Source organism: Phenylobacterium sp., assembly GCF_036563285.1.
Classification (GTDB): Bacteria; Pseudomonadota; Alphaproteobacteria; order Caulobacterales; family Caulobacteraceae; genus Phenylobacterium.
In genome coordinates, this window is sequence record NZ_DATCMR010000011.1 from 385098 (window position 1) to 407343 (window position 22246).

Annotated in this window: 20 protein-coding genes; 11 read left to right on the forward strand and 9 right to left on the reverse strand. The window is 71.7% G+C overall.

Going from position 1 to position 22246, the window contains the following annotated elements; genetic code table 11:
- Window positions 1-2 precede the first annotated feature (2 nt).
- On the forward strand, window positions 3-1067 hold the full coding sequence (locus VIL76_RS12570) for a hypothetical protein (protein ID WP_332045376.1): 1065 nt from the start codon (window positions 3-5) through the stop codon (window positions 1065-1067).
- A 153-nt stretch (window positions 1068-1220) separates the two neighbouring features.
- Here the strand turns inward: VIL76_RS12570 and VIL76_RS12575 are convergent, their stop codons facing one another.
- Genes VIL76_RS12575 through sdhC form a run of 4 tightly spaced genes read right to left on the reverse strand, consistent with a single transcriptional unit; the run spans window position 1221 to window position 4601 of the window.
- Window positions 1221-2003 carry a succinate dehydrogenase iron-sulfur subunit gene (locus VIL76_RS12575; RefSeq protein WP_332045377.1) on the reverse strand — a complete coding sequence of 261 codons (783 nt, stop codon included), beginning with the start codon at window positions 2001-2003 and terminating at the stop codon, window positions 1221-1223.
- 9 nt (window positions 2004-2012) lie between these two features.
- Window positions 2013-3800: a succinate dehydrogenase flavoprotein subunit gene (sdhA, locus tag VIL76_RS12580; protein WP_332045378.1), complete on the reverse strand. Its 1788-nt coding sequence runs from the start codon at window positions 3798-3800 to the stop codon at window positions 2013-2015.
- A 4-nt stretch (window positions 3801-3804) separates the two neighbouring features.
- The gene (gene sdhD / locus VIL76_RS12585; protein ID WP_332045379.1) at window positions 3805-4197 is read right to left on the reverse strand and encodes a succinate dehydrogenase, hydrophobic membrane anchor protein; all 393 of its coding nucleotides are present in this window, start codon (window positions 4195-4197) and stop codon (window positions 3805-3807) included.
- Window positions 4197-4601: a succinate dehydrogenase, cytochrome b556 subunit gene (gene sdhC / locus VIL76_RS12590; RefSeq protein WP_332045380.1), complete on the reverse strand. Its 405-nt coding sequence runs from the start codon at window positions 4599-4601 to the stop codon at window positions 4197-4199. Before sdhC ends, sdhD begins: the two co-directional genes overlap by 1 nt.
- A gap of 165 nt (window positions 4602-4766) precedes the next feature.
- Between sdhC and VIL76_RS12595 the strand changes: the two genes are divergently transcribed.
- Window positions 4767-5648 (forward strand): LysR substrate-binding domain-containing protein, encoded by an 882-nt coding sequence (locus VIL76_RS12595; protein ID WP_332045381.1) that lies wholly within the window; start codon window positions 4767-4769, stop codon window positions 5646-5648.
- Here VIL76_RS12595 and VIL76_RS12600 read toward each other — a convergent pair.
- The 3 genes from VIL76_RS12600 to zapE are packed head-to-tail and all read right to left on the reverse strand — an operon-like array spanning window position 5645 to window position 8372.
- Complete coding sequence (locus VIL76_RS12600) at window positions 5645-6373, reverse strand: pseudouridine synthase (protein WP_332045382.1); 729 nt, start codon at window positions 6371-6373, stop codon at window positions 5645-5647. The genes VIL76_RS12595 and VIL76_RS12600 overlap by 4 nt on opposite strands.
- Window positions 6370-7266, reverse strand: coding sequence for a class I SAM-dependent methyltransferase (locus VIL76_RS12605; RefSeq protein WP_332045383.1), 897 nt, complete (start codon window positions 7264-7266; stop codon window positions 6370-6372). The genes VIL76_RS12600 and VIL76_RS12605 overlap by 4 nt, the downstream gene beginning before the upstream one ends.
- Window positions 7266-8372, reverse strand: a complete 1107-nt coding sequence (gene zapE, locus VIL76_RS12610) for a cell division protein ZapE (protein WP_332045384.1) — start codon at window positions 8370-8372, stop codon at window positions 7266-7268. Before zapE ends, VIL76_RS12605 begins: the two co-directional genes overlap by 1 nt.
- Window positions 8373-8463: 91 nt before the next feature.
- Here zapE and VIL76_RS12615 point away from each other — a divergent pair, with 91 nt between their 5' ends.
- Window positions 8464-9048 carry a hypothetical protein gene (locus tag VIL76_RS12615; RefSeq protein WP_332045385.1) on the forward strand — a complete coding sequence of 195 codons (585 nt, stop codon included), beginning with the start codon at window positions 8464-8466 and terminating at the stop codon, window positions 9046-9048.
- Between the two features lie 149 nt (window positions 9049-9197).
- On the opposite strand, the gene VIL76_RS12620 is transcribed toward VIL76_RS12615, so the two are convergent.
- Window positions 9198-9833, reverse strand: a complete 636-nt coding sequence (locus tag VIL76_RS12620) for a hypothetical protein (protein WP_332045386.1) — start codon at window positions 9831-9833, stop codon at window positions 9198-9200.
- 7 nt (window positions 9834-9840) lie between these two features.
- Window positions 9841-11337 carry a CoA-acylating methylmalonate-semialdehyde dehydrogenase gene (locus VIL76_RS12625; protein WP_332045387.1) on the reverse strand — a complete coding sequence of 499 codons (1497 nt, stop codon included), beginning with the start codon at window positions 11335-11337 and terminating at the stop codon, window positions 9841-9843.
- A 49-nt stretch (window positions 11338-11386) separates the two neighbouring features.
- On the opposite strand from VIL76_RS12625, the gene VIL76_RS12630 reads away from it, so the two are divergent.
- The 8 genes from VIL76_RS12630 to addA all read left to right on the forward strand — a co-directional run bounded on the left by VIL76_RS12630 (window position 11387) and on the right by addA (window position 22211).
- Entirely contained in the window at window positions 11387-11869 is a 483-nt protein-coding gene (locus VIL76_RS12630) for a metallophosphoesterase family protein (RefSeq protein WP_332045388.1), read from the forward strand.
- A 108-nt stretch (window positions 11870-11977) separates the two neighbouring features.
- Window positions 11978-12439, forward strand: coding sequence for a glycine zipper 2TM domain-containing protein (locus VIL76_RS12635; RefSeq protein ID WP_332045389.1), 462 nt, complete (start codon window positions 11978-11980; stop codon window positions 12437-12439).
- 151 nt (window positions 12440-12590) lie between these two features.
- Complete coding sequence (locus VIL76_RS12640) at window positions 12591-13463, forward strand: GNAT family N-acetyltransferase (RefSeq protein ID WP_332045390.1); 873 nt, start codon at window positions 12591-12593, stop codon at window positions 13461-13463.
- Window positions 13460-13939, forward strand: a complete 480-nt coding sequence (gene tsaE / locus VIL76_RS12645) for a tRNA (adenosine(37)-N6)-threonylcarbamoyltransferase complex ATPase subunit type 1 TsaE (RefSeq protein ID WP_332045391.1) — start codon at window positions 13460-13462, stop codon at window positions 13937-13939. Before VIL76_RS12640 ends, tsaE begins: the two co-directional genes overlap by 4 nt.
- Window positions 13923-15014, forward strand: a complete 1092-nt coding sequence (gene amgK / locus VIL76_RS12650) for an N-acetylmuramate/N-acetylglucosamine kinase AmgK (RefSeq protein ID WP_332045392.1) — start codon at window positions 13923-13925, stop codon at window positions 15012-15014. Before tsaE ends, amgK begins: the two co-directional genes overlap by 17 nt.
- Window positions 15011-15724 carry a nucleotidyltransferase family protein gene (locus VIL76_RS12655; protein ID WP_332045393.1) on the forward strand — a complete coding sequence of 238 codons (714 nt, stop codon included), beginning with the start codon at window positions 15011-15013 and terminating at the stop codon, window positions 15722-15724. The genes amgK and VIL76_RS12655 overlap by 4 nt, the downstream gene beginning before the upstream one ends.
- Entirely contained in the window at window positions 15721-18708 is a 2988-nt protein-coding gene (gene addB / locus VIL76_RS12660; protein WP_332045394.1) for a double-strand break repair protein AddB, read from the forward strand. Before VIL76_RS12655 ends, addB begins: the two co-directional genes overlap by 4 nt.
- Window positions 18705-22211 (forward strand): double-strand break repair helicase AddA, encoded by a 3507-nt coding sequence (addA, locus tag VIL76_RS12665; protein WP_332045395.1) that lies wholly within the window; start codon window positions 18705-18707, stop codon window positions 22209-22211. The genes addB and addA overlap by 4 nt, the downstream gene beginning before the upstream one ends.
- The last annotated feature ends 35 nt before the right edge of the window (window positions 22212-22246 follow it).

Consider the following 22246-nt stretch of genomic DNA (forward strand, 5'->3'; position numbering starts at 1 on the left):
CCATGATGCTCGCTCGTCGACTGGCGGTTCTTGCTCTCGGTATCGCCGCGCTGGCGCCACAGGCCGCCTCCGCGGCGCTGAAGGGCCAGTGCCCCGACGGCTACCAAGTGAAGGAAGGCCTGAACCGCGACTTCCCGCACAAGGGCGAGATGCGCGCTTTCGTGGTCGTGCCGCCGAAGGGCGCCAAGGGCCCCGCGCCGCTCTGGATCCCGCTCACCGGCACCGTCGAGTCCACCGAGCAGAACCTGCGCACCCCGCGCAGCGGCGCCAACGCCCTCATGGCCGACCACGGCTTCATGGTCATCGGGCCGGTGCGCCACTGCTCCAACCAGGACCCCAACGACCGCAGCCAGGCCTGCAACGGCCCTGGCAAGGACGGCTGGAACTGGATGCCCTGGCGCGAGGGCCGCGCCGCATCGGCCGCGGGAGACAAGTGGAAGCAGGACGCGGGCCCCGACGTGTCGTTCCTGGAGGCGGCGGCGCGCTGCGTCGCCACCAAGTGGACGCTTGACGAACGGCGTCTGTACCTCGGCGGCATCTCCTCCGGCGGGACCTTCACCAACCGCGCGCTGACCTTCGACACCGGCTTCTGGGCCGGCGGCCTGCCGATCTCCGGCGAATGGTACGTCAGCAAGGACGACGGGAGCCCGCTCTCCTTCGACGCCGCCCGCCAGGCGGTGATCGCCGCGCCGAAGAAGATCCACCAGGGCCGCGTGGGTCCCTACCCGCTGAAGACCAGGCTCTCTCCGATGATCGTGATCACCGTCTGGGGCGGCGAGAAGGACCTGTGGAACTGCAACGGCGTGCTCTGCGCCGACTACCGTCCCAGCACCCAGGCCGGCGCCAACTACTTCTCGAGCTTCCGGAACGTGGTCCACGTCGCCTGCACCGCCGACCACGGCCACATGTGGCCGCAGAAGAACACCCAGGCGTTCAACAGCTGGGCGCTCAAGACCCTCGCCTCACACCCGAAGGGATCGAACCCCCGTCGCTTCAAGCTCACCCCGCCGCCCGAGGGCTACAGCTGCAAGCTGGGGACCTACGAGGATCATTACCCTCGCCCGTGAGCGGCAGCGAACGGGAGAGGGCAGGGTGAGGGTCCGGCTGGGCTGACACCGGAAGACAGAGCGAGGGCCCGCGCACCGGCATCCGGTGCAATCCCGCGGTACGAGCCGGGCCTCACCCCGGCCCTCTCCCGCGCTGCGGGAGAGGGAGGCTTCTTAGACCACCCGCTCCACCAGCATCTTCTTTACCTCGGCGATGGCCTTGGCGGGGTTCAGGCCCTTTGGGCAGACCTGGGCGCAGTTCATGATGGTGTGGCAGCGATAGAGCTTGAACGGATCCTCCAGCGCATCCAGCCGATCCCCCGTCGCCTCGTCGCGGCTGTCGATCAGCCAGCGGTAGGCGTGCAGCAGGGCCGCCGGGCCCAGGTACTTGTCGCCGTTCCACCAGTAGCTCGGGCAGCTCGTCGTGCAGCAGGCGCACAGGATGCATTCGTAGAGGCCGTCCAGCTTTTCGCGGTCCTCAGGCGACTGCTTCCACTCCCGCTGCGGCTCCGGCGTGGTGGTGTGCAGCCACGGCTCCACCGAGGCGTACTGGGCGTAGAACATGGTCAGGTCGGGGACCAGGTCCTTGACCACCGGCATGTGCGGCAGCGGGCTGATCGACACGTCCTTGCCCGGCGCCTCTTCCCAGCCATGGGTGCAGGCCAGGGTGTTGCGCCCGGCGATGTTCATGGCGCACGACCCGCACACCCCCTCGCGGCACGAGCGCCGGAACGCCAGGCTTGGGTCCATGGTGTTCTTGATGTGGATCAGCACGTCCAGGACCATCGGCCCGCAGGCGTCCACGTCCACGTCGTAGGTGTCCCAGCGGGGGTTCTCGGTCCCCTCCGGATCGTAGCGGTAGACCTTGAAGGTCTTCACCCGCTTGGCGCCCTCAGGCGCAGGCCAGTGCCGGCCCTTGGTGACGCGGGAATTCTTGGGAAGCGCGAGCTCGACCATGGGCTGTCCTCAGTACACCCGCGCCTTGGGCGGGATGTAGGCGATGTCGTTGGTCATGGTGAAGTTGTGCACCGGCCGGTAGTCGATCTTCACCTTGCCGGAGGCGTCATCGAACCAGGCGAGCGTGTGCTTCATCCAGGTCTTGTCGTCGCGATCGGGGAAGTTCTCGTGGGCATGCGCGCCGCGGCTCTCGGTGCGGTTGGCGGCGCCGGCGACGGTGACGGTGGCCTGGCCGACAAGGTTGTCGAACTCCAGGGTCTCCATCAGGTCGGTGTTCCAGATCAGGCCGCGGTCCGAGACGCGGATCTCCTTGCGCTTGGCCTGCACGGCGGCGAGCCGCTTCACGCCGGACTTGAGCGCCTCCGTGGTGCGGAAGACGGCGGCGTCCTCCTGCATGGCGCGTTGCATCTCGAGACGCAGCGCCGCGGTCGGGATCGCCCCGTTGGCGTGGCGCAGCCGGTCGAAGCGGGCCAGGTGGGACTGGGTCATGGCGTCGGAGAGCTCGGGCTGCTTGTCGCCCGGCTTCACCGTCTCGGCGGCGCGCAGGGCGGCGGAGCGGCCGAACACCACCAAGTCGATCAGGCTGTTGGAGCCCAGCCGGTTCGCGCCGTGCACGCTCACGCACGCCGCCTCGCCAACCGCCATCAGGCCCGGCACCACCTGGTCCGGGTTCTTGCCGGCCTTGGTCACCACCTCCGAGTAGAAGTTCGTCGGGATGCCGCCCATGTTGTAGTGCACGGTCGGCAGCACCGGGATCGGCTCCTTGGTGACGTCCACCCCGGCGAAGATCTTGGCGCTCTCCGAGATGCCCGGCAGCCGTTCGGCGAGGATCGCCGGGTCGAGGTGATCGAGGTGCAGGAAGATGTGGTCCTTGTTCGGGCCGACGCCGCGCCCTTCACGGATTTCGATGGTCATGGCGCGGCTGACCATGTCGCGCGGCGCGAGGTCCTTCACGGTCGGCGCATAGCGCTCCATGAACCGCTCGCCCTCGGAATTCGTCAGGTACCCGCCCTCGCCGCGCGCGCCTTCCGTGATCAGGCAGCCCGCGCCATAGATCCCCGTGGGGTGGAACTGCACGAACTCCATGTCCTGCAGCGGCAGCCCGGCGCGCAGCACCATGGCGTTGCCGTCGCCGGTGCAGGTGTGCGCGGACGTGCATGAGAAGTAGGCCCGGCCGTAGCCGCCGGTGGCCAGGATCACCAGCTGCGCCTGGAAGCGGTGCAGGGTGCCGTCGTCCAGCTTCCACGCCGTGACGCCGCGGCAGACGCCCTCGTCCATGATCAGGTCCAGGGCGAAGTACTCGATGAAGAACTCGGTGTCGTGCGCCAGGGACTGGCCATACATCGTATGGAGCATGGCGTGGCCGGTGCGGTCGGCTGCGGCGCAGGTGCGCTGGATCGGCGCCTCGCCGAAGTTGCGCGTCATGCCGCCGAAGGCGCGCTGGTAGATCTTGCCGTCCGGCGTGCGCGAGAACGGCACGCCCCAGTGCTCGAGCTCGTAGACCGCCGCCGGCGCGTTGCGGCACAGGTATTCGATGGCGTCCTGGTCGCCCAGCCAGTCGGACCCCTTGACGGTGTCGTACATGTGCCAGCGCCAGTCGTCCTCGCTCATGTTGCCGAGGCTCGCGGAGATGCCGCCCTGCGCCGCCACGGTGTGCGAGCGCGTCGGGAAGACCTTGGTCACGCAGGCCGTCTTCAGCCCAGCCTGGGCGCAGCCCAGTGCGGCGCGCAGGCCGGAGCCGCCGGCCCCCACCACGACGACGTCGAACTTGTGGTCGATGAATTCGTAGGCCGCCATGGGATCAGTAGGCTCCGCCGCTGAACGCGACTTTCAGGATCGAGAACACCGCCAGCGCGCCCGCCAGGCCGCAGACGAGGAAGTTGAGCAGCAGCAGGCCGAGCTTGCTCATGTTCTTGTGGATGTAGTCCTCCACCACCACCCGCATGCCGCGGTGCATGTGCCAGAAGCTCACCGCCACGGTGAGCACCAGCAGCGTCGCGTTCAGCGGATGCGCCACCCACTGCACCGCCCCCAGGTAGTCGAGCGTGGCGAGCCGCAGCACGCCGAACACCGCCCACAGGGTGAGCGGCACGAGCGCCAGCGCGGCGAAGCGTTCGGACAGCCAGTCGACGGCGCCGTGCTTGGCGCTGCCCAGGCCGCGGGCGCGGCCCAGCGGAGTGCGGTAGCTGGCCATCAAAGCGCTCCCGTCGTGAAGGCGATGAACCAGACCGCCACGGTCGCGGCGATCGCGAAGGCGAAGCTCGCCACCGCCAGCGCATTGGCGCTCTTGATGGTCAGCCCGTGGCCGAGGTCCCACACCGAGTGCCGGATGCCCGAGGCCAGGTGGTAGAAGAACGATACGGTCATGCCGAACAGCACGAACTTGCCGAGTGGCGAGCCGATCAGCCCGCGGAACTGGTCGTAGGCCTCGGGACCGGCCGCCAGCGAGACCGCCCACCAGGCCACGATCAGGGCGCCCAGATACAGGCCCACACCGGTCACCCGGTGCAGGATCGAGGCGGCCATGGTGATGTGCCAGCGCCAGACCGTGAGGTGGGGCGAGAGCGGCCTCTCCCGCGGGACTCTTGCGTCGCTCATGCTCGCTCCCTCAACCCCTCGACGCGACCGCTTTTAAGCCGGTGCGGGAGGGTGTCAAACGCCCGCGCCGGCCAAGGCCCGGCCTTCGCGGGAGCTTAAGTCGCGCACTTCGGCTCTCCCGCGCAATCCGTCTTTGCTGTAGCGTTCCTTCGCGAAAGGCGAAGGATGCGCTTCGATCTGACCGACCTGCGGCTGTTCTGCGAAGTGGTGGACGCCGGCTCCATAACAAAAGGCGCCGAACGCAGCGCGCTCGCCCTGGCCGCCGCCTCGACCCGCATCCGCGGCATGGAGGAGACCCTGGGCTCGGCCCTGCTCACCCGCTCGCGCCAGGGCGTCGCGCCGACGCCGGCCGGCCGCATGCTGCTCAAGCACGCCCGCGCCATCCTCGCCCAGAGCGCCCGGCTGCGGGAGGACCTCGGCGCCTACGCAGGCGGCCTCTCCGGCGAGGTGAAGGTGCTGGCCAACACCAACGCGGTGACCGAGTTCCTGCCCGAGGCGCTGTCGTCCTTCCTGGCCAGCCATCCGCACGTCAGCGTCGACCTGGAAGAGCGGCTCTCCGACGAGATCGTTGGCCTGGTCGCCGAAGGGGTGGCCGACATCGGCATCGTCGCCGGCCCGGTCGAGGTCGGGGCGCTGGCCACCTACCCGTTCCGCGAGGACCGCTTCGTGGTGGTGACCGCTGCAGGCCACCCGCTGGCCCGGCGCAAGAAGGTCCCGTTCGCCGAGGTGCTGGACCAGGACTTCGTCGGCCTCGACCGGTCGAGCTCCCTGCAGCGGTTCCTGGCCTCCAAGGCCGCGCGCGAAGGCCGGCCGCTGCGCCTGCGCGTCCAGCTCCGCAGCTTCGACGCCGTCTGCCGGCTCGTGGAGTGCGGCGTGGGCATCGGCGTCGTGCCCGCCACCACCGCCGCCCGGGCGTCGAGGACGATGGCGCTCGCCGTGGTCCAGCTCGCGGACGACTGGGCGCTCCGCGAGCTCAAGATCGTCGTCCGCACCGAAGACGAGCTGCGCCCTTACGCCCGCGAGCTGGTGGAGAGCCTCAGGGCCTAGGCGAACACCGCGGCGACGTCGTCCCCATCCATCAGCCGCCACCGGCCGGGCGCCAGGTCGGCCGGAAGCTCGAGGCCGCCGATGCGGTCGCGGTGCAGGGCGACCACGTGGTTGCCCACCGCGGCGAACATCCGCCGCACCTGGTGGTAGCGGCCCTCGGTGATGGTCAGGCGGGCGCTGGTGGGCGTGAGCGGCTCCAGCACCGCCGGCAGCAGCGGCTTGTCCTCGCCCTCCAGCATCATCTCGCCCGACGCGAAGAGCTCGCCCTCGTCGCCCTTCAGCGGCCGGTCCAGCGTCGCCACGTACCGCTTCGCCACGTGCCGCTTCGGCGAGATGATCTTGTGCAGCAGCGCCCCGTCGTCGGTCATCAGCAGCAGGCCCGAGGTCTCCTTGTCCAACCGGCCCACCGTCGAGATCGCCGGCTCCCGCTGCCGCCACCGGGACGGCAGCAGCTCGTAGACCAGCGCGCCCGTCTCCTTGTGCGAGCAGGTGACGCCCAGCGGCTTGTGCAGCATCAGCACCAGCCCCGGCGGTGGGTCGAGCGGCTCGCCGTCCACCACCATGCGCGCCGGCAGGTCGGGCGTCGCCGGGATGCGCATGTCCGCGGTCCGCACCGGCGCGCCGTCGAGCACCACCGCCCCTAGGCGCACCAGCTCCTGCACCTCGCGGCGCGAGCCGTAGCCCATGTTGGCGAGGAGCTTGTCAAGCCTCAGGGTGGCGCTCACTTGCGGGCCTCGTAGACCTTGAAGCCGCCGCTGTCGGCCTTCAGGACAGGCTTGCCGAACAGCTCGGCCAGCAGCGCCTCGTACGGCAGGTGCCGGTTGGCCACCACCCACAGAACGCCGCCCTTCCGCAGCGCCCGGTGCGCGCGCCGCAGGAACGCCAGCCCCAGCGCCCGATCCTCATTGCCCCCCTCGTGGAACGGCGGGTTGGTGACCACGAAGTCGAGCCCGTCCAGCTCCGGCGCCGTCCGGGCGTCCGCCCAGTGGAACTGCGCCCGCTCGTCCATCACGTTGCGGCGCGCGGCCTCCAGCGCGCGGCGGTCGATCTCCACCAGGTCCAGCCGCGTCACCGCCGGCGAGGCCAGCACCGCGCGGCTCAGCACGCCGATCCCGCAGCCGAGGTCGACGCCGCGCCCCTTCAGCGGCGGGAGCGCCGAGAGCAGCAGCCGGCTGCCGGGGTCCAGGCGGTCCCAGCTGAACACGCCGGGCTGGGTCCACAGCTCGCCGTCCCGCCGTGGCTCGCCTTCGGCGATCGCAGCCTCCACGCCGACCGGCTCCGGCGGCCGCACCGTCCGGCAGATCCGCTGGTGGCGCCGGCCCTCTTCCTCGACCTTGCAGCCGAAGGCCGCCAGCTCGCGGCCGATGCGCGACCCGCCCTTGTCCTTGGGCGCGAGCGCGGTGAGCGGCGCGCCCGGCTTCAGGGCCCGCAGCGCCAGCGCCAGCGCGTAGCGGCGCTCCAGCGTCCCCGGCGGCGCGGCCATCGCCACCGCGTCCAGACTCGCCGCCGCCCTGTCCTCCAGCGACGCGGCGCCGGGGACCAGCGGCGACACCTGAACCGCTCCGGCCGGGCGCTCCACCAGGTCCGCCGGCGGGTCGCCATAGACGACGCTGGCCATCAGTCGCGGTCCTTCAGCCAGTCGGCCGAGCGCATCTCCTGCAGGCGCGAGGCCGTGCGCTCGAACTCGAAGGCCCCGTCGCCCTGCGGGTAGAGCTTCGCGGGCTCGGCCTCGGCCAGCACGATCAGCCGGGCCTTCGCCTCGTAGAGCGCATCGATGAGGATCACGAACCGCCGCGCCTCCTCGCGCCGGTTGGGCGTCAGCTTCGGCACGTCCTCCAGGAAGACGGTGTGGAAGCGCTCGGCCAGCGCCACGTAGTCGTTGGGCCCGAGCGCCACCGAGCAGAGGCTGGAGAAGGTGGCCCGCACCAGCCCGCCGGAGGCATGCGGCAGGGTGATCTTGCGGCCCAGCACCTCGAGCGTCGCCCCGCTCTCATCCTCGCCCGCCAGCATCTCCTTCCAGAGCCGCTCGTAGCTGCGCCGGTTGTCCGGATCGTTCGGCGAGAACCAGGTGCCGGCCGCCCGCAGCCGGTCCAGCCGGTAGTCGTGCGCGCCTGCGACCTCCACCACGTCGACGTTGGCCTTCAGCAGGTCGATGAACGGCAGGAAGAGCTGTCGGTTGATGCCGTCCTTGTAGAGCGCGTCGGGGTGGCGGTTCGACGTCGCCACTAACGTCACGCCGCGGGCGAACAGCGCCTCGAACAGCCGCCCCAGGATCATGGCGTCTGCGATGTCGGTGACCTGGAACTCGTCAAAGCAGAGCAGGCGCGCGCCGTCGGCCACCACGTCCGCCACCGGCGGGATCGGATCGTCGCCTTTGGCCTGCCCGAACCTGGCGCGGCGCGCGGCGGCATCGCCCTTGCGCCAGGCATCGATCAGCCGGTGGACCTCGCCCATGAAGACGTGGAAGTGGGTCCGCCGCTTCCGCTCCACCGGGACCGTCTCGAAGAACAGGTCCATCAGCATGGACTTGCCGCGGCCGACCGGTCCGAAGAGGTACACGCCCCGCTGGCTCTCCGGCTTCTTGAACAGCCGCCGGCGCCCCCCGTTCGCCAGGTCGGCCTCCAGCCGCACCAGCGCCTGCAGCCCCGCGTCCTGCGCCGGGTCCTGGCGGATCTCGCCGGCGGCCAGGCGGGCGGCGAAGGCGTCGGCGAGGGTCTCAGGCATCTTTGGATGGCGTACTCAGCGTTCCACCCGAGCGCAAGGAACGGCCCGCCGCGCGAGGGGGTTGTCCCCTACGAAGAGAAGGAGAGCCCCTATGGCCGAAGACCCCCGGACCTATCAGCCGAGCACCGTCAACTCCAACCGCTCCGCCATGCAGGGCAACGGCTTCGGCCAGAGCGACATGGACAAGCAGCAGCAGCCGACCCGGGACGAGCACGCCACCTCGCCACAGCGCACCGACAGCTTCGACAACGACCCCGCCGGGACCGGCGACGACCGTGGTCAGGGCTCCAGCGACATGGGCGCCGGCGCGGTGAGCCAGGGCGGCGCCAACGCCTCCGGCGCGGCCATGGAGGACCGCAGCTTCGGCGGCTCGGAGGAAGGCTCCGAAAGCCAAGGCACGGATGGCGAGCCCCAGGGCGGGCTGCAGGGCAGCGACGACCGCAACGCGGCTGGGATCGGCGAGGTCGGCGACCTCGGCGAAGGCACGCCGGCCAACGTCGACATCCACAACCTGGGCCAGGGGGACAAGCCCGAGCAGGATTGGGGCGAGCCGGCTGCTCCCGACGCGGTCTATTCCTCGACCAACTCCAACCGCGGCGGCCGCACCGAGCTGGAACGTGGCCAGGGCGCCAAGACCCGCGCCTTCAACAAGGACCAGTTCAGCCGAAGGACGTAGGGCTTAGGTTTCCCTCCCTTCGGGGAGGGACAGACCGCGAAGCGGTCCGGGTGAGGAAGCGTGGACCAGGCGCCGTCGTCGGAGCTTGATCCCGACTTCCTCACCCGACCTCGCTCCGCTCGGCCACCCTCCCCATCAAGGGAGGGAAACTAGACCCCCAGCTCCTTGCGAACGAACCGGTACGTCTCACGCTTCTCGCAGGCGCAGCTCTTCATCTCGCCCTTGTCGTTCCACCACACCAGCAGCGGGTAGGCGAAGTTGACGCCGTTGTCCTTCAGCAGCGGCTTCAGCCTGTCGACCGTGGATCGTCCGGCCTCGACGACCGCCGTGCGAGCCATGTCGCCGTCGGCCGGCGGGATGCCCGTCGCCTTCCACGCGGCGGGGGGGACGGCGTGCCACGCGTTCAGCAGCTTCCAGTCGCGGGTGATCCACAGCTGGGCGACGGTGGCGCGTTCCGCAGGCGTCGACTTGGCGACGCCATTCACGTCGCGCCGGGCGATCTCGATCACCCGGGTATCGACGTTGGCCTTGTGCAGGTCGGGGAACTGCTCGTCCTTGAAGCGGATGCAGTCGGGGCAGGTCCGGAACGAGACCATGTAGAGTTTCTTGCCAGGCAGGTTGGGCGACACCCAGCCCGAAGCCTGCAGGATCGCGGCGATCTCCGCCTGGTGCTTGGTGATCGTCTTGGGCCGCCAGCGCAGCTCGAAGTTCCAGTAGGCCCAGACGCCCCCGACCAGGACGCCGAGGACGAGGGCCAGGCCGGCCCAGAGCTTCAGGCGGTTCATGACGGTCCTAACGCATGGTCGGGATGACGAAGGCCGAGTCCTCGACCGCGCCCTCCGGCCATCGGGCGGTGATGGTCTTCACCTTGGTGTAGAAGCGCACCCCCTCCATCCCGTGCTGGTTCACGTCCCCGAACGCCGAGCGCTTCCAGCCGCCGAAGGTATGGTAGGCCACCGGCACCGGGATCGGCACGTTGATGCCGACCATCCCGACGTTGACGCGCGATGCGAACTCGCGGGCCGCGCGGCCGTTGCGGGTGAAGATGGCGACGCCGTTGCCGTACTGGTGCTCGGACGGAAGCCGCAGGGCCTCCTCGAAGGTCTCGGCCCGCACGATCTGCAGCACCGGCCCGAAGATCTCCTCCTGGTAGGTGCGCATCGAGGGCTTCACGTTGTCGAACAGCGTGGGGCCGATGAAGAAGCCCTTCTCGTAGCCCTGCAGGGCGAAGCCCCGGCCGTCGACCACCAGCTCGGCGCCTTCCTCGACGCCCATCTGGATGTAGTCGGAGACCCGCTGCTTGTGCGCCCCGCTGACCACCGGCCCGTACTGGGCGGCCGCGTCGGTGGAGACGCCGACCTTCAGCGTCTCCAGCTCCGACAGCACCCGCTCGCGCACCTCGTCGGCGGTCGTCTTGCCCACCGGCACCACCACCGGCAGCGCCATGCACCGCTCGCCTGCCGAGCCGTAGGCCGCGCCGATGATGTCCTTGGTCGCCTGCTCCAGGTCGGCGTCCGGCAGGATGATGCCGTGGTTCTTGGCGCCGCCCATGGCCTGGACGCGCTTCGCATTGGCCGTGCCGCGGGAATAGACGTAGTGGGCGATGTCGGAGGAGCCCACGAAGCTCACCGCCTTGATGTCGGGGTGATCCAGGATGGCGTCGACCGCCACCTTGTCGCCGTGCACCACGTTCAGCACGCCCTTGGGCGCCCCGGCTTCCATCATCAGCTCGGCCAGGCGGACCGGCACGGACGGATCCTTCTCCGACGGCTTCAGGATGAAGGTGTTGCCCACCGCGATGGCGATCCCGAACATCCACATCGGGATCATCGCCGGGAAGTTGAACGGGGTGATGCCCGCGGCCACGCCCAGCGGCTGGCGCATGGAATAGACGTCGATCCCGGGACCCGCGCCCTCGGTGTACTCGCCCTTCAGCGCATGCGGGATGCCGCAGGCGAACTCGATCACCTCCAGGCCGCGCTGGATGTCGCCCTTGGAGTCGGCGATGACCTTGCCGTGCTCGGACGAGAGCAGCTCGGCCAGCTCGTCCATGCGGGCTTCCACCAGCCGCTTGAACTCGAACATCACCCGGGCCCGCCGCTGCGGGTTCACCAGCGCCCAGGTCTGCTGCGCCCGGACCGCGGAGCCGACCGCGGCGTCCAGCTCGGCCGCCGTGGCCAGGGTCACGCGGGCCTGCACCTCGCCGGTGTTGGGATTGAAGACGTCGCCGTAGCGGCCGGAGGTTCCTGCGACGGACACGCCGTCGATGAAGTGGGTGATCTCACGCATGGCCGCGTTCTAGTGCCTCCCAATAGCCGCCGCCAGCGTTTGAGCCGCCGTGACCGTCTTCTTCACCAGCGACACCCATTTCGGCGACCATCGGGTGCTCAACCTCTACCCGCGCCCCTTCGCCACGGTGGCCGAGATGGACGCCGAGCTGGTCCGGCGCTGGAACGCCGCCGTCGGTCCCGACGACGAGGTCTGGCACCTCGGCGACTTCGCCCGCACGTCCAGGCGGGCCGGCGAGGTGCTAGGCGAGCTCAACGGGACGAAGCACCTCGTGGTCGGCAACAACGACCCTGGTCCGGAGGCGGCCCACGGCTGGGCGAGCGTCCAGCCCTATGCCGAGCTGGAGCTTTCCGGCCGGAGGCTGGTGCTGTGCCACTACCCCTTCCGCAGCTGGAACGGCCAGCACAAGGGCGCCCTCAACCTGCACGGCCACAGCCACGGCCGCCTGAAGGAAATGCCCCGCCAGTTCGACGTCGGCGTCGACGTCTGGGACTACCGCCCGGTGACGCTGGAGCGCCTGCTTTCCCGATGAACCGAAGCTGACCGGCCCCCTCGGACTCGGTTCAGGGACGATGCGCCATTGTGCGTCCTCAAGTGGTCGGGAGTCCCTGGCCGCAGCACGCGAATGAGGAGCCAGATCATGAAGAAGATCGCCCTGACCGCGGCCGCCGTCGCCACCGTTGCGGCCGGCGCGGTCGCCGCCCCGGCCTCGGCCCAGCCGTACCGCAGCTATTCCTACGACGAGTGCCGCTCGGGCAGCGCCAACACCGCCACCGGCGCCATCGTCGGCGGCGTGGCCGGCGCGGTGATCGGCCGGAGCCTCTCCGGCGACCGCCACAACCGGACGGAAGGCGCCGCGCTTGGCGCCGTCGCCGGCGCCCTGCTCGGCAGCGCCATCGCCAAGGGCAAGGACAACTGCCGCGATTACAACTCGAGCTACTACAACAACGGCTACTACAACGGCCGCTACGCTCAGCCGTACTCGCAGCCCTACGCCCGCGGCTACTACGCTGCCCCGAGCTACAGCCGCTACGGCTACAGCGCTCCGCGTTACAGCACGCCGCGCTACGACCGCTACGGCCGGCCCTACTACGGCTACTAGGTCATAGAGCCCCGCCTCCCCGCTTGGGGAGGTCTGGGCGGGCGCGGCCGCGAGGCCCCAACGTCGCGCTCGCCTCGAAGCCCCCTTCCGGAAACGGGAGGGGGTTTTTCGCGCCTTGCCCCGGACTCCGGCCCAAGGGCATCTTCGCGCCATGTCCGTCGCCTCGCCGGCCCAGGCTGTCACACCCGCACGCGCCCGCGACCACATCGTCGACGTGCTGATCGCCGAGCGCGCGCCCAAGCTGTCGAAGAGCCTTGCCTGGCCGGTGGCGCGGCCGCTGCTCTACGCCCTCCTCGACTATGCCAAGGCCCGCCGGATGGCCGACGCCATCGCCCCGCTGTCCGGCCGCGCGGCGCTGGAGCACGTCTCCAAGCTGCTCTCCGTGCAGGTCACCGCCCGCGGCCTCGAGCGCATCCCGCGCCAGGGCCGGCTGGTGGTGGTCTGCAACCATCCCACCGGCATCGCCGACGGCGTCGCGGTCTACGACGCCCTGAAGGCCCTCCGCCCCGACATCTGCTTCTACGCCAACTCCGACGCCCACCGCGTCTCGCCGCGCCTCGACGAGGTGCTGATCCCCGTGGAGTGGGTGGAGGCCAAGCGCACCCGCGAGCGCACCCGCCTGACCCTGCAGCTCACCCGCGAAGCGCTGGAGGCCGAGCGCTGCCTGGTGATCTTCCCGTCCGGCCGGCTGGCGCGCCGCTCGCCGGAGGGGTTGCTCACCGATCCGCCGTGGGCGCCCAGCGCGATCTCCATCGCCCGCAAGCACGAGGCTGCCGTGGTCCCGATCCACGTCACCGGCCCCTGGTCGACCCTCTTTCACTTCTTCAACCGCTTCTCCGGCGAGCTGCGCGACATCACCCTCTTCCACGAGCTCCTCAACAAGCAGGGCCAGCAGTTCGGCCTCATCGTCGGCCAGCCGATCCCGCCGTCCGCCCTGGAGGGCGAGGCCGGCGAGGTGACCCTGAAGGTGAAGCACTACGTGGAGCGGGTGCTGCCCGCCGATCCCGACCGGCCATTCGCATGACGCTTCCCGCCGCACGCGGCGTCCGCCTGGCCGGCGAGGCCGCCACCGCGCGGCTCGGCGCGGCGATCGCGGGGAAGCTCGCCGCCGGCGAGGCCGTGTGCCTCTCGGGGCCGCTGGGCGCGGGGAAATCCACACTGGCGCGGGCCCTGGTCCGGGCGCTCACCACGCCCGACGAGGACGTGCCCAGCCCCACCTTCACCCTGGTCCAGTTCTACGAAGGCCCGCGACTGAAGGTCGCCCACTTCGACCTCTATCGGCTCTCGGACCCCGACGAGGCCTATGAGATCGGTCTGGACGAGGCGCTGGAGGACGGCGCCGCCGTCATCGAGTGGCCTGAGCGCCTGGAGGGCCGCCTGCCCCCCGACCGACTCGATGTAGAGATCGCGCTCGGCGAGACGGGCGACGACGAGGCGCGGTATGTGCGGCTGATTCCCCACGGCGCCTGGGAAGGACGAGGGCTTGAGTTCGGATCGTGAGGCCGAGAAGGCCGAATTCATGCAGATCCACGGCTTCGGCGCCGCCCGGCGCGAGGCGCTGAGCGGCGACGCCTCCACGCGCGCCTACGAGCGTCTTCACCTCGACGGCGGGACCACGCTCATCTTCATGGATCAGCCGCCGGCCTTGGAGAGCGCGCCCTGCCTGCCCGGCTGGACGGCGGAGGAACGCCGCGCGTCGGGCTACAATGCGCTGGCCAGGCTTGCGGCCGGCCGCGTCGACGCCTTCGTCTGCACCGCCGCCTGGCTGCGCGAGCAGGGGCTGTCGGCGCCCGCCATCCTGGCTTCCGACCCGCCGCGCGGGCTGGCGGTGCTGGAAGACCTGGGCGACGACCTCTTCGCGCGGCTCATCGAGGCCGGCGCGGACGAGGCGCCCCTCTACGACGCCGCCATCGAGGCCCTGGTGCGCCTGCACGAGGTGGAGCCGCCGGACGTGCTGCAGCACGCCGGCTCCAGCTGGCCGCTGCTGGCCTACGACGAGGTCGCCCTGCAGACCGCCGACAACCTGTTCGTCGAGTGGCTGCCCAGGCTGAAGACCGGCCTGGCCTTCGACGCCGGCGCCCTGGCCGACTGGGACGCGCTCTGGGCGCCGGTGCGCGCGCATGGCGCTCAGGGCGCGCACGTCTTCTGCCACCGCGACTACCACGCCGAGAACCTGATCTGGCTGCCGGACCGCCAGGGCGCGCAGCGAGTCGGCCTGCTGGACTTCCAGGACGCCGTGAAGGCCCACCCGGCCTGGGACATGTCCATGCTGCTGCACGACGCCCGGCGCGACGTCTCCGCCCAGCGCGAGCAGGCCTGCCTCGACCTCTACTTCCGCCTGCGCCCCGACATCGACGGGGGCCAGTTCCTCGCGGACTTCCACACCCTGGGCGCGCTCAACATCGTGCGCATCCTGGGCATCTTCGCCCGGCTGGTGACCCGCGACGGCAAGCCCCGCTACGCCGCCATGATGCCCAGGCTTTGGGGCTACCTTGACCGCTGCCTCGCCGACCCCGCCAACGCTCCGCTCAAGGCCTGGCTCGACGCGCACGTCCCGGCCGAGGCTCGCGCTTGACCGGCCCCACCACCGCCATGGTGCTGGCCGCAGGGCTCGGCACCCGCATGCGGCCGCTGACCGACCACATGCCCAAGGCCCTCGTGCCCGTTGGCGGCCGCGCGCTGATCGACCACGTGCTCGACAGGCTGGCGGCGGCCGGGATCCGCCGCGCCGTCGTCAACGTGCACCACTACGCCGAGCAGATCACCGCCCACCTGGAGTGGCGGCGCGACATCGAGGTGCTGATCTCCGACGAGCGCGACCAGCTGCTGGATTCCGGCGGCGGCATCCAGCACGCCCGGCCCCTGCTGGGCGAGGCGCCCATCATGCTCGCCAACATCGACAGCCTCTGGATCGAGCAGGGCAAGCCGGCGCTCGAGGCTCTCAAGGCCGCCTGGGACCCGGCGCGCATGGACCTGCTGCTGATGCTCGTGAAGCGCGGCAACGGCATCGGCTTCGAAGGCCCGCAGGGGTTCTTCATGGACGCCGAGGGCCGCCTCACCCACTCGGTGGCCCAGGACGTGGTCACCCCCTTCGCCAACGTCGGCTTCGGGATCATGAAGCCGCAGGTCCTCGACGGCGAGCCCAGCACCGGCCCGTTCAAGATCCAGCCCGTCTGGCGCCGGCTGCAGGCGGAAGGCCGGCTGCACGGGGCGGTGATGGACGCCTTCTGGATGCACGTCGGCGACCCCGCCGCCCGCGACGCCGCGGAAGCGAGGCTGAAGTGACCGCCTTCCTGGACCGGCCGGGCCCGCGCTGGTTCACGATCCCCGCGCACCGCCCGTTCGCCCAGGACCTCGCCGCCGGCCTCGTGGAGACCCTCGGGCCCGACCCCGAGGCCCTGTCCCAGGCCATCGTGCTCACCCCCACCCGCCGCGGCGCCCGCGCGCTCGCCGACGCCTTCGTCCAGGCCGGCGGCGGCCGCGCCATCCTGCCGCCGCAGATGCGCCCGCTTGGCGACCTCGAAGAAGGCGAGCCGCCCTTCGAGCCCGGCGACCTCTCCCTCGACCTGCCCGCGGCCATCGAGCCGCTCCGCCGGCGCTTCGAGCTCACCCGCCTGATCGCCGAGAACCACCACCTGCTGCCCGGGCGCGAGATCACCGCCTCGGCCGCGCTCGAGCTGGCCGACGCCCTGGGCGGCTTCCTCGACAGCCTGCAGATCGAGGAGATCGAGGCCGGCGACCGCCTCGCCAACCTGGTGGAGGCCGACCTCGCCGAGCACTGGCGGGTCAGCCGCGAGTTCCTGGAGACCGCCCTGCGCCTGTGGCCCCAGCGCCTCGACGAGCTCGGCGTGGTCGACGTCAGCCAGCGCCGCGTCATCCTGCTGCGCCGCCTGGCCGAGGCCTGGCACGCGAAGCCGCCGCAGGGCGTGCTGGTCGCGGCCGGCTCCACCGGCACAGCCCCCGCCACGGCCAACCTCCTGGCCGTCATCGCCCGCGCCCCCCAGGGCTGCGTGGTGCTGCCGGGCCTCGACGAGAGCCTCTCCGAGGAGGCCTGGGCGGACGTCGGCGAACAGCATCCACAGGGCGCCATGAAGCGCCTGCTGGAGCGCTCCGGCGTCGCCCGCGCCGCGGTGCAGCCCTGGCCCGCCTCCTTCAGCTTCGACGCCCAGGGCCGCTGGCGCCAGCGGGTGATCAACGAGGCGCTGCGCCCCGCCGAGCGCACCGCCGACTGGCTGGAGGTGATCACCGACCTCACCGCCCGCGGCGCCGACGAGAAGCTCGACGGCATCGCCCTGGGCCTCGCCGGCCTCTCCCTGGTGAGCGCCCGCTCTGAGGAGGAGGCGGCCACCGTCGCGGCCCTGCTGCTGCGCGAGGCATTGGAGGACCCGACCAAGACTGCAGCCCTCGTCGCCCCGGACCAGGCGCTGGCTTGCCGCGTCGCCGCGAAGCTCGCCCGCTGGGGCATCGTCCCCGACAACTCCGCCGGCGAGCCGCTGGCGGGCCATCCGTGCGGCGTGCTGGCGGGGCTCGTGGCCCAGGCTGCGGCCGAGCCGCTCAACCCCGTCAACCTGCTGGCCATCCTCAAGCACCCCTACGTCCGCGCGCCCGGCGACAGCGCCGGCCTGGAGCGCCGAGGCCTGCGGGGCCCGAGGGCGCGCGACTGGGACGAGCTCACCCGCCGGCTGGCCGGGCACGACGCCGCCGCCGCCCTCGCCGACGACCTGAAGGCGCGCCTCGCCCCCCTCGCCGTCGAGACCGTGGCGGTCAGCGACATGGCGGCCTCCGTCGCCGAGACCATGGAGGCGCTTGCCCGCGACGCCGACGGCCAGCTCGGCGAGCTGTGGACCGGCCACGGCGGCGAGGCCATGAGCCGGCTGCTGTCCGGCCTGATCCACGACACCGACGGCCTGCCCCCCACCACGCGGCGCGGCTTCGCGGACCTGCTGTCGCGGCTGATGGAAGGCGAGACCGTCCGCACCGGCGGCGCCACCCATCCGCGCCTGCGCATCCTGGGCGCCATCGAGGCCCGCCTGGTCCGCGCCGACCGCCTCGTCGTGGCCGGCCTGGAGGAAGGCGTCTGGCCGCGCGGCGCCCCGCTCGACCCGTTCCTCTCGCGCCCCATGCGCGCGAAGCTCGGCCTGCCGCCGCCGGAGCGCCGCGTCGGCCTCTCCGCCCATGACTTCGCCCAGGCCGCCTGCGCGCCCGAGGTCGTCCTGCTGCACACCGAGCGCCGCGAGGGCGGGCCCTCGGTGAAGTCCCGCTGGCTGTGGCGGCTGGAGACGCTGGCGCGCGGCGCCGGCGTCGAGATCCCTATGCGCCCCGACGTGCTCGCCTGGGCCCGCCAGCTCGACGCGCCCGGCAAATACGCCCCGGAGAAGCGGCCCTCGCCGAAGCCCCCCATCGAGCACCGTCCGGCGAGCCTCTTCGTCACCCGCGTGGAGGCCCTCACCCGCGATCCCTATTCGGTCTGGGCGCGCGACATTCTGAACCTGCGCGAGCTGTCGCCGCCGGACGAGACCGTCGACGTCCGCATCCGCGGCACCGCCATCCACGCCGCCTTCGAGCGCTTCGCCACCGACTTCCCCGACCGCCTTCCCGAGGACGCCGCCGACCGCTTCCGGGCCTATTACCTCGAGGCCTTGCACGAGGGCGGCATGGCCGACGACGCCCTGGTGCGCGAGCAGGCGCTCGCTGCCGAGGCGGCCGCCTGGGTCGTGGAGCTGGAGGCGCGCCGCCGAGCCGACGGCCGCGCCGTCCACGTCGAGAAGACCGGCCGCCTCACCCTGCCCATCGACGGCGAGCCGTTCACGCTCTCGGCCAAGGCCGACCGCATCGAGATCGGCCCGGACGGCCTCGGCCACGTGCTGGACTACAAGACCGGCGCCGCCCCGACCGCCAAGATGGTGCGCACCGGCTTCTCGCCGCAGCTCACCCTGACGGCGGCCATCCTGGCCCAGGGCGGGTTCGAGGACATCGCGGCGGCCGAGCCCGGCGAGCTGGTCTATGTCCGCGTCACCGGCCGCAAGCCGGCGGGTGAGGAGGTGGTCCGGGCCGCTCCCGGCGCCGACGGCGACAAGGTGCTGGAGAGCCGCCAGGCCACCGACGCTGCGCTGGAGGGCCTGGTCAACCTGGTCCGCCAGTACCGCGACCCCGAGCGCGGCTACACCTCGCGTCTGGCCCCGCAGTTCGTGAAGCTCTACGCGTCGGACTACGACCACCTGGCCCGCGTGTTCGAGTGGTCCACCTCCGGCGAGGAGGGCGACGAATGACCGTCGTCCAGTTTCCCCGCCAGCCTGACCCGCGGCCCGCCGCCGGCGAGGCTCAGCGCACCGCCGCCGACCCGCAGCTCTCCGCCTTCGTCACCGCCAACGCCGGGTCCGGCAAGACCAAGACCCTGATCGACCGGGTGGCGCGGCTGCTGCTCGCCGGCGCGACGCCCGAGACCGTGCTCTGCGTGACCTACACCAAGGCCGCGGCGGCCGAGATGCAGCGGCGGCTCTTCGACCTGCTGGGCGGCTGGTCCGTCGCGCCCGACGAGAGTCTGCGCCAGGCGCTGGCGAAGCTCGAAGGCCGCAGCGAGGACGCCTACGACCACCTCGCGCTGTCCAAGGCCCGCGCCCTCTTCGCCCGCGCCCTGGAGACCCCCGGCGGCCTGAAGATCCAGACCATCCACGCCTTCTGCGAGAAGCTGCTGCGGCGCTTCCCGCTGGAGGCCGGCGTCTCGCCCGGCTTCCGGGTCATGGACGACGCCGCGTCCGCCGCCGTGGCGGCCGCCGCGCGCAAGGCCGTGGCCCGGGAGGCCATGGGCGGGGACGGCCCGGTGGCCGAGGCCTACGCCCGCTTCTCGGTGGCCCTCGACTTCGAGAGCTTCAACCAGATGTTCGTGGCCTTCGAGACGAAGCGCGCCGCGATCGACGCGTACGTCCGGCGTTGCGGCGGCCGGGGGGGCGTGCCTTCTGCCGTGGCGCGGGTTTGCCTCGGCGGACCCGAACTCCTGGACCCCGCCGCCATCGAAGCCGAGGCGCTGTTACCCCCCGCGCTCGACGCGGAGGCCTGGCGCTGGGCCGCCGAGGCCTTGGCGCAAGGCAGCGAGAAGACCGACGTCCCCAACAGCCTGAAGGCCGCCCAGGTCGCCGAGGCCGCCGCCCGCGGCGAGAGCCGGCCCGACATTGTGCGCGCCATCCTGTTCACCGCCGCCGGCGAGCCCAGGAAGACCTGCGCCACCAAGCAGGTTGACCCCGACGCCTGCGAGTGGCTCACCGCCGAGCAGGCGCGGATCGCCGACGCATTCCGCCTGGCCAAGGCCGCGACGGTCGCCTGGGACACCGTCTATGCGCTGACGCTGGCCGCCACCTACGTCGAGCAGTACGCCGCCGAGAAGCGCCACGCCGGCGCCCTCGACTTCGCGGACCTGATCGAGAAGACCTGCGCCCTGCTGGCCAGCCGCCCGGCGGCGGCCTGGGTGCTCTACAAGCTGGACGGCGGCATCGACCACATCCTGGTCGACGAGGCCCAGGACACCGCCCAGGACCAGTGGACCATCGTCGATGCCCTGACCGAGGAGTTCTTCTCCGGGGCCGGCCGCCCCTCGGGGCGCGCGCTCGAGCGCAACATGTTCGTGGTCGGCGACGAGAAGCAGTCGATCTACTCCTTCCAGGGCGCCCGGCCCGAGCTGCTGCTGAAGAAGTTCGAGTTCCACCGCGACCGGGCGACCGGCGCCGGCTTCCGGTTCGAGCGGGTCGACCTGCTGACCTCCTGGCGCTCTGCCCCGCAGGTGCTGTCGTTCGTCGATGCGACCTTCTCGCCGCCTGAGCTGTCGCAGGCGGTGATGCCGCGCCTGGAGCCGGAGCCGATCGTCCACCGGGCGACCCGCACCGATTCCGGCTGCGTCGACCTCTGGCCGCTGGAGCAGGAGGAGAAAGGCGCCGAACGCGACGCCTGGGACGCCCCCCTCGACGCCGAGCCGGAGCAGAGCGCCAACCGCCGGCTGGCCGAGAAGATCGCCTGCGAGATCGACGCCCTGATCGCCCGCGGCGATGCGGTGTTCGACAAGGAGACCCGCCAGCCCCGCCCCGCCACCGCCGGCGACGTCCTGATCCTGGTGCGCCGCCGCAAGGCGCTGTTCGAGGAGATCCTGCGGGCGCTGAAGCGGCGCAACATCCCGGTGGCCGGCGCTGACCGGCTGGCGCTCTCGGAGCATATCGTCTTCGACGACCTCGTGGCCCTGGCCCGCTTCTGCCTCTACCCCGAGGACGACCTGACGCTCGCGGCCCTGCTGCGCAGCCCGTTCTGCGACGTCTCCGACGACAGCCTCTACGCGCTCGCCCACGGACGGCGCGCCCGGCTTTGGCCGGAGCTGCAGCGGCGCGCGGGAGAGCGGACGGACTGGGGCTCGGCGCTCGCCTTCCTCGACGCGGCGCGCGCGATCGCCGCCAGGGCGCGGCCCTTCGAGCTCTACAGCCGCGTCCTCGGGCTGAACGACACGCTCGGCCAGTCCATGCGCCGGCGCCTGCTCACGCGCCTGGGCGGGGAGGCGCAGGACGCGCTGGACGAGTTCCTGGCCCAGGTGCTGGCGGCCGAGGCCCGCGGCGTGCACGACCTGCAGAGCCTGGCCCACGCCTTCGCCAGCCTGGACATCACCGTGAAGCGGGAGATGGAGGCCGGCCGCGACGAGGTGCGCGTGATGACCGCCCACGGCGCCAAGGGCCTGGAGGCGCCCATCGTCATCCTGCCGGAGACCACCCTGTCGCGCACCGCCCGCGGCTCGCCGCTGCTGGAGACGGCCGACGGCGGCTTCCTGTGGTGCGCCTCGAAGGACAGCGACTGCGAAGCCTCGACCGCGGCCCGCGAGCGCCGCGCACGTGCGGAGGAGGACGAGGCCTACCGCCTGCTCTACGTGGCGCTCACCCGCGCCCGTGACCGGCTTGTGCTCTGCGGCCGCATCGGCTCGACGACGAAGCCGGAGAACCTGAAGGGCTGGTGGGGCGCGCTCGCCGCCGCCTTCGCCCACGCCGACGTCGAGCCGCACGTGCGCGAGACCGCCTGCGGCGACCTCCAGATCCGCCGCTACGGGCCGGACCCGCAGCCGATGGGCCGCGCCGCCGCCGCGGCGGAAACGGCCGGCGTCCTGCCCGCCTGGACGGCCGAGGCGCCTGCCGTGGAAGCCTTCGCTCGCTACGCTTCTCCGTCCGATCTGGGCGACGGCGCGAGGTCGCCGGCGCCCTCGCCGCTGCGCGACGCGGGCGGCCTCGGGCGCTTCCGGCGTGGCGACCTGATCCACCGGCTGCTGCAGATCCTGCCGGACCTGGACCCCGCCGCGCGTTCGGACGGCGCGCGCCGCATCCTCGCCCGTGAGCCGGACCTCACCGACGTCCAGCGCGCGGAGATGACCGCCGCGGCGCTGTCGGTGCTGGAGGACCCGCGCTTCGCCGAGGTGTTCGGCCCCGGCTCCCGCGCGGAGGTCGCCATAGCCGGCACGGCCGCCGCCCTGCCGCAGGGGCTGGCCATCTCCGGCCGCATCGACCGGCTGGTGGTGCTGCCCGACCGGGTGCTGGTCGCCGATTTCAAGACCAACCGGCCCTCGCCGGCGCGCATCGAGGACGCCGACCCGGCCTACCTGCGCCAGATGGCGGTCTATGCGGCCGTGCTGGGCGAGGTGTTCCCCGGCCGCCGCATCGAGGCGGCGCTGATCTGGACCGACGGCCCGAAGCTGATGCCGGTGCCAGAATTACTCATGGGCCAAAGCCTTGCCGAGCTTGGCCGCAGCGGTTGATACCAGGTCAGGGGCCGCCTACATCGCGGATCGAA

Excerpts from the sequence above, each read along its gene's own strand:
- zapE (WP_332045384.1), bottom strand. The coding sequence starts at position 8,372 with ATGCCTGAGACCCTCGCCGACGCCTTCGCCGCCCGCCTGGCCGCCGGC.
- sdhD (WP_332045379.1), bottom strand. The coding sequence starts at position 4,197 with ATGGCCAGCTACCGCACTCCGCTGGGCCGCGCCCGCGGCCTGGGCAGC.
- VIL76_RS12640 (WP_332045390.1), top strand. The coding sequence starts at position 12,591 with ATGTCCGTCGCCTCGCCGGCCCAGGCTGTCACACCCGCACGCGCCCGC.
- sdhA (WP_332045378.1), bottom strand. The coding sequence starts at position 3,800 with ATGGCGGCCTACGAATTCATCGACCACAAGTTCGACGTCGTCGTGGTG.
- VIL76_RS12635 (WP_332045389.1), top strand. The coding sequence starts at position 11,978 with ATGAAGAAGATCGCCCTGACCGCGGCCGCCGTCGCCACCGTTGCGGCC.
- VIL76_RS12625 (WP_332045387.1), bottom strand. The coding sequence starts at position 11,337 with ATGCGTGAGATCACCCACTTCATCGACGGCGTGTCCGTCGCAGGAACC.
- VIL76_RS12620 (WP_332045386.1), bottom strand. The coding sequence starts at position 9,833 with ATGAACCGCCTGAAGCTCTGGGCCGGCCTGGCCCTCGTCCTCGGCGTC.
- sdhC (WP_332045380.1), bottom strand. The coding sequence starts at position 4,601 with ATGAGCGACGCAAGAGTCCCGCGGGAGAGGCCGCTCTCGCCCCACCTC.
- VIL76_RS12570 (WP_332045376.1), top strand. The coding sequence starts at position 3 with ATGATGCTCGCTCGTCGACTGGCGGTTCTTGCTCTCGGTATCGCCGCG.
- VIL76_RS12615 (WP_332045385.1), top strand. The coding sequence starts at position 8,464 with ATGGCCGAAGACCCCCGGACCTATCAGCCGAGCACCGTCAACTCCAAC.
- VIL76_RS12575 (WP_332045377.1), bottom strand. The coding sequence starts at position 2,003 with ATGGTCGAGCTCGCGCTTCCCAAGAATTCCCGCGTCACCAAGGGCCGG.
- VIL76_RS12605 (WP_332045383.1), bottom strand. The coding sequence starts at position 7,266 with ATGGCCAGCGTCGTCTATGGCGACCCGCCGGCGGACCTGGTGGAGCGC.
- VIL76_RS12595 (WP_332045381.1), top strand. The coding sequence starts at position 4,767 with ATGCGCTTCGATCTGACCGACCTGCGGCTGTTCTGCGAAGTGGTGGAC.
- addA (WP_332045395.1), top strand. The coding sequence starts at position 18,705 with ATGACCGTCGTCCAGTTTCCCCGCCAGCCTGACCCGCGGCCCGCCGCC.
- tsaE (WP_332045391.1), top strand. The coding sequence starts at position 13,460 with ATGACGCTTCCCGCCGCACGCGGCGTCCGCCTGGCCGGCGAGGCCGCC.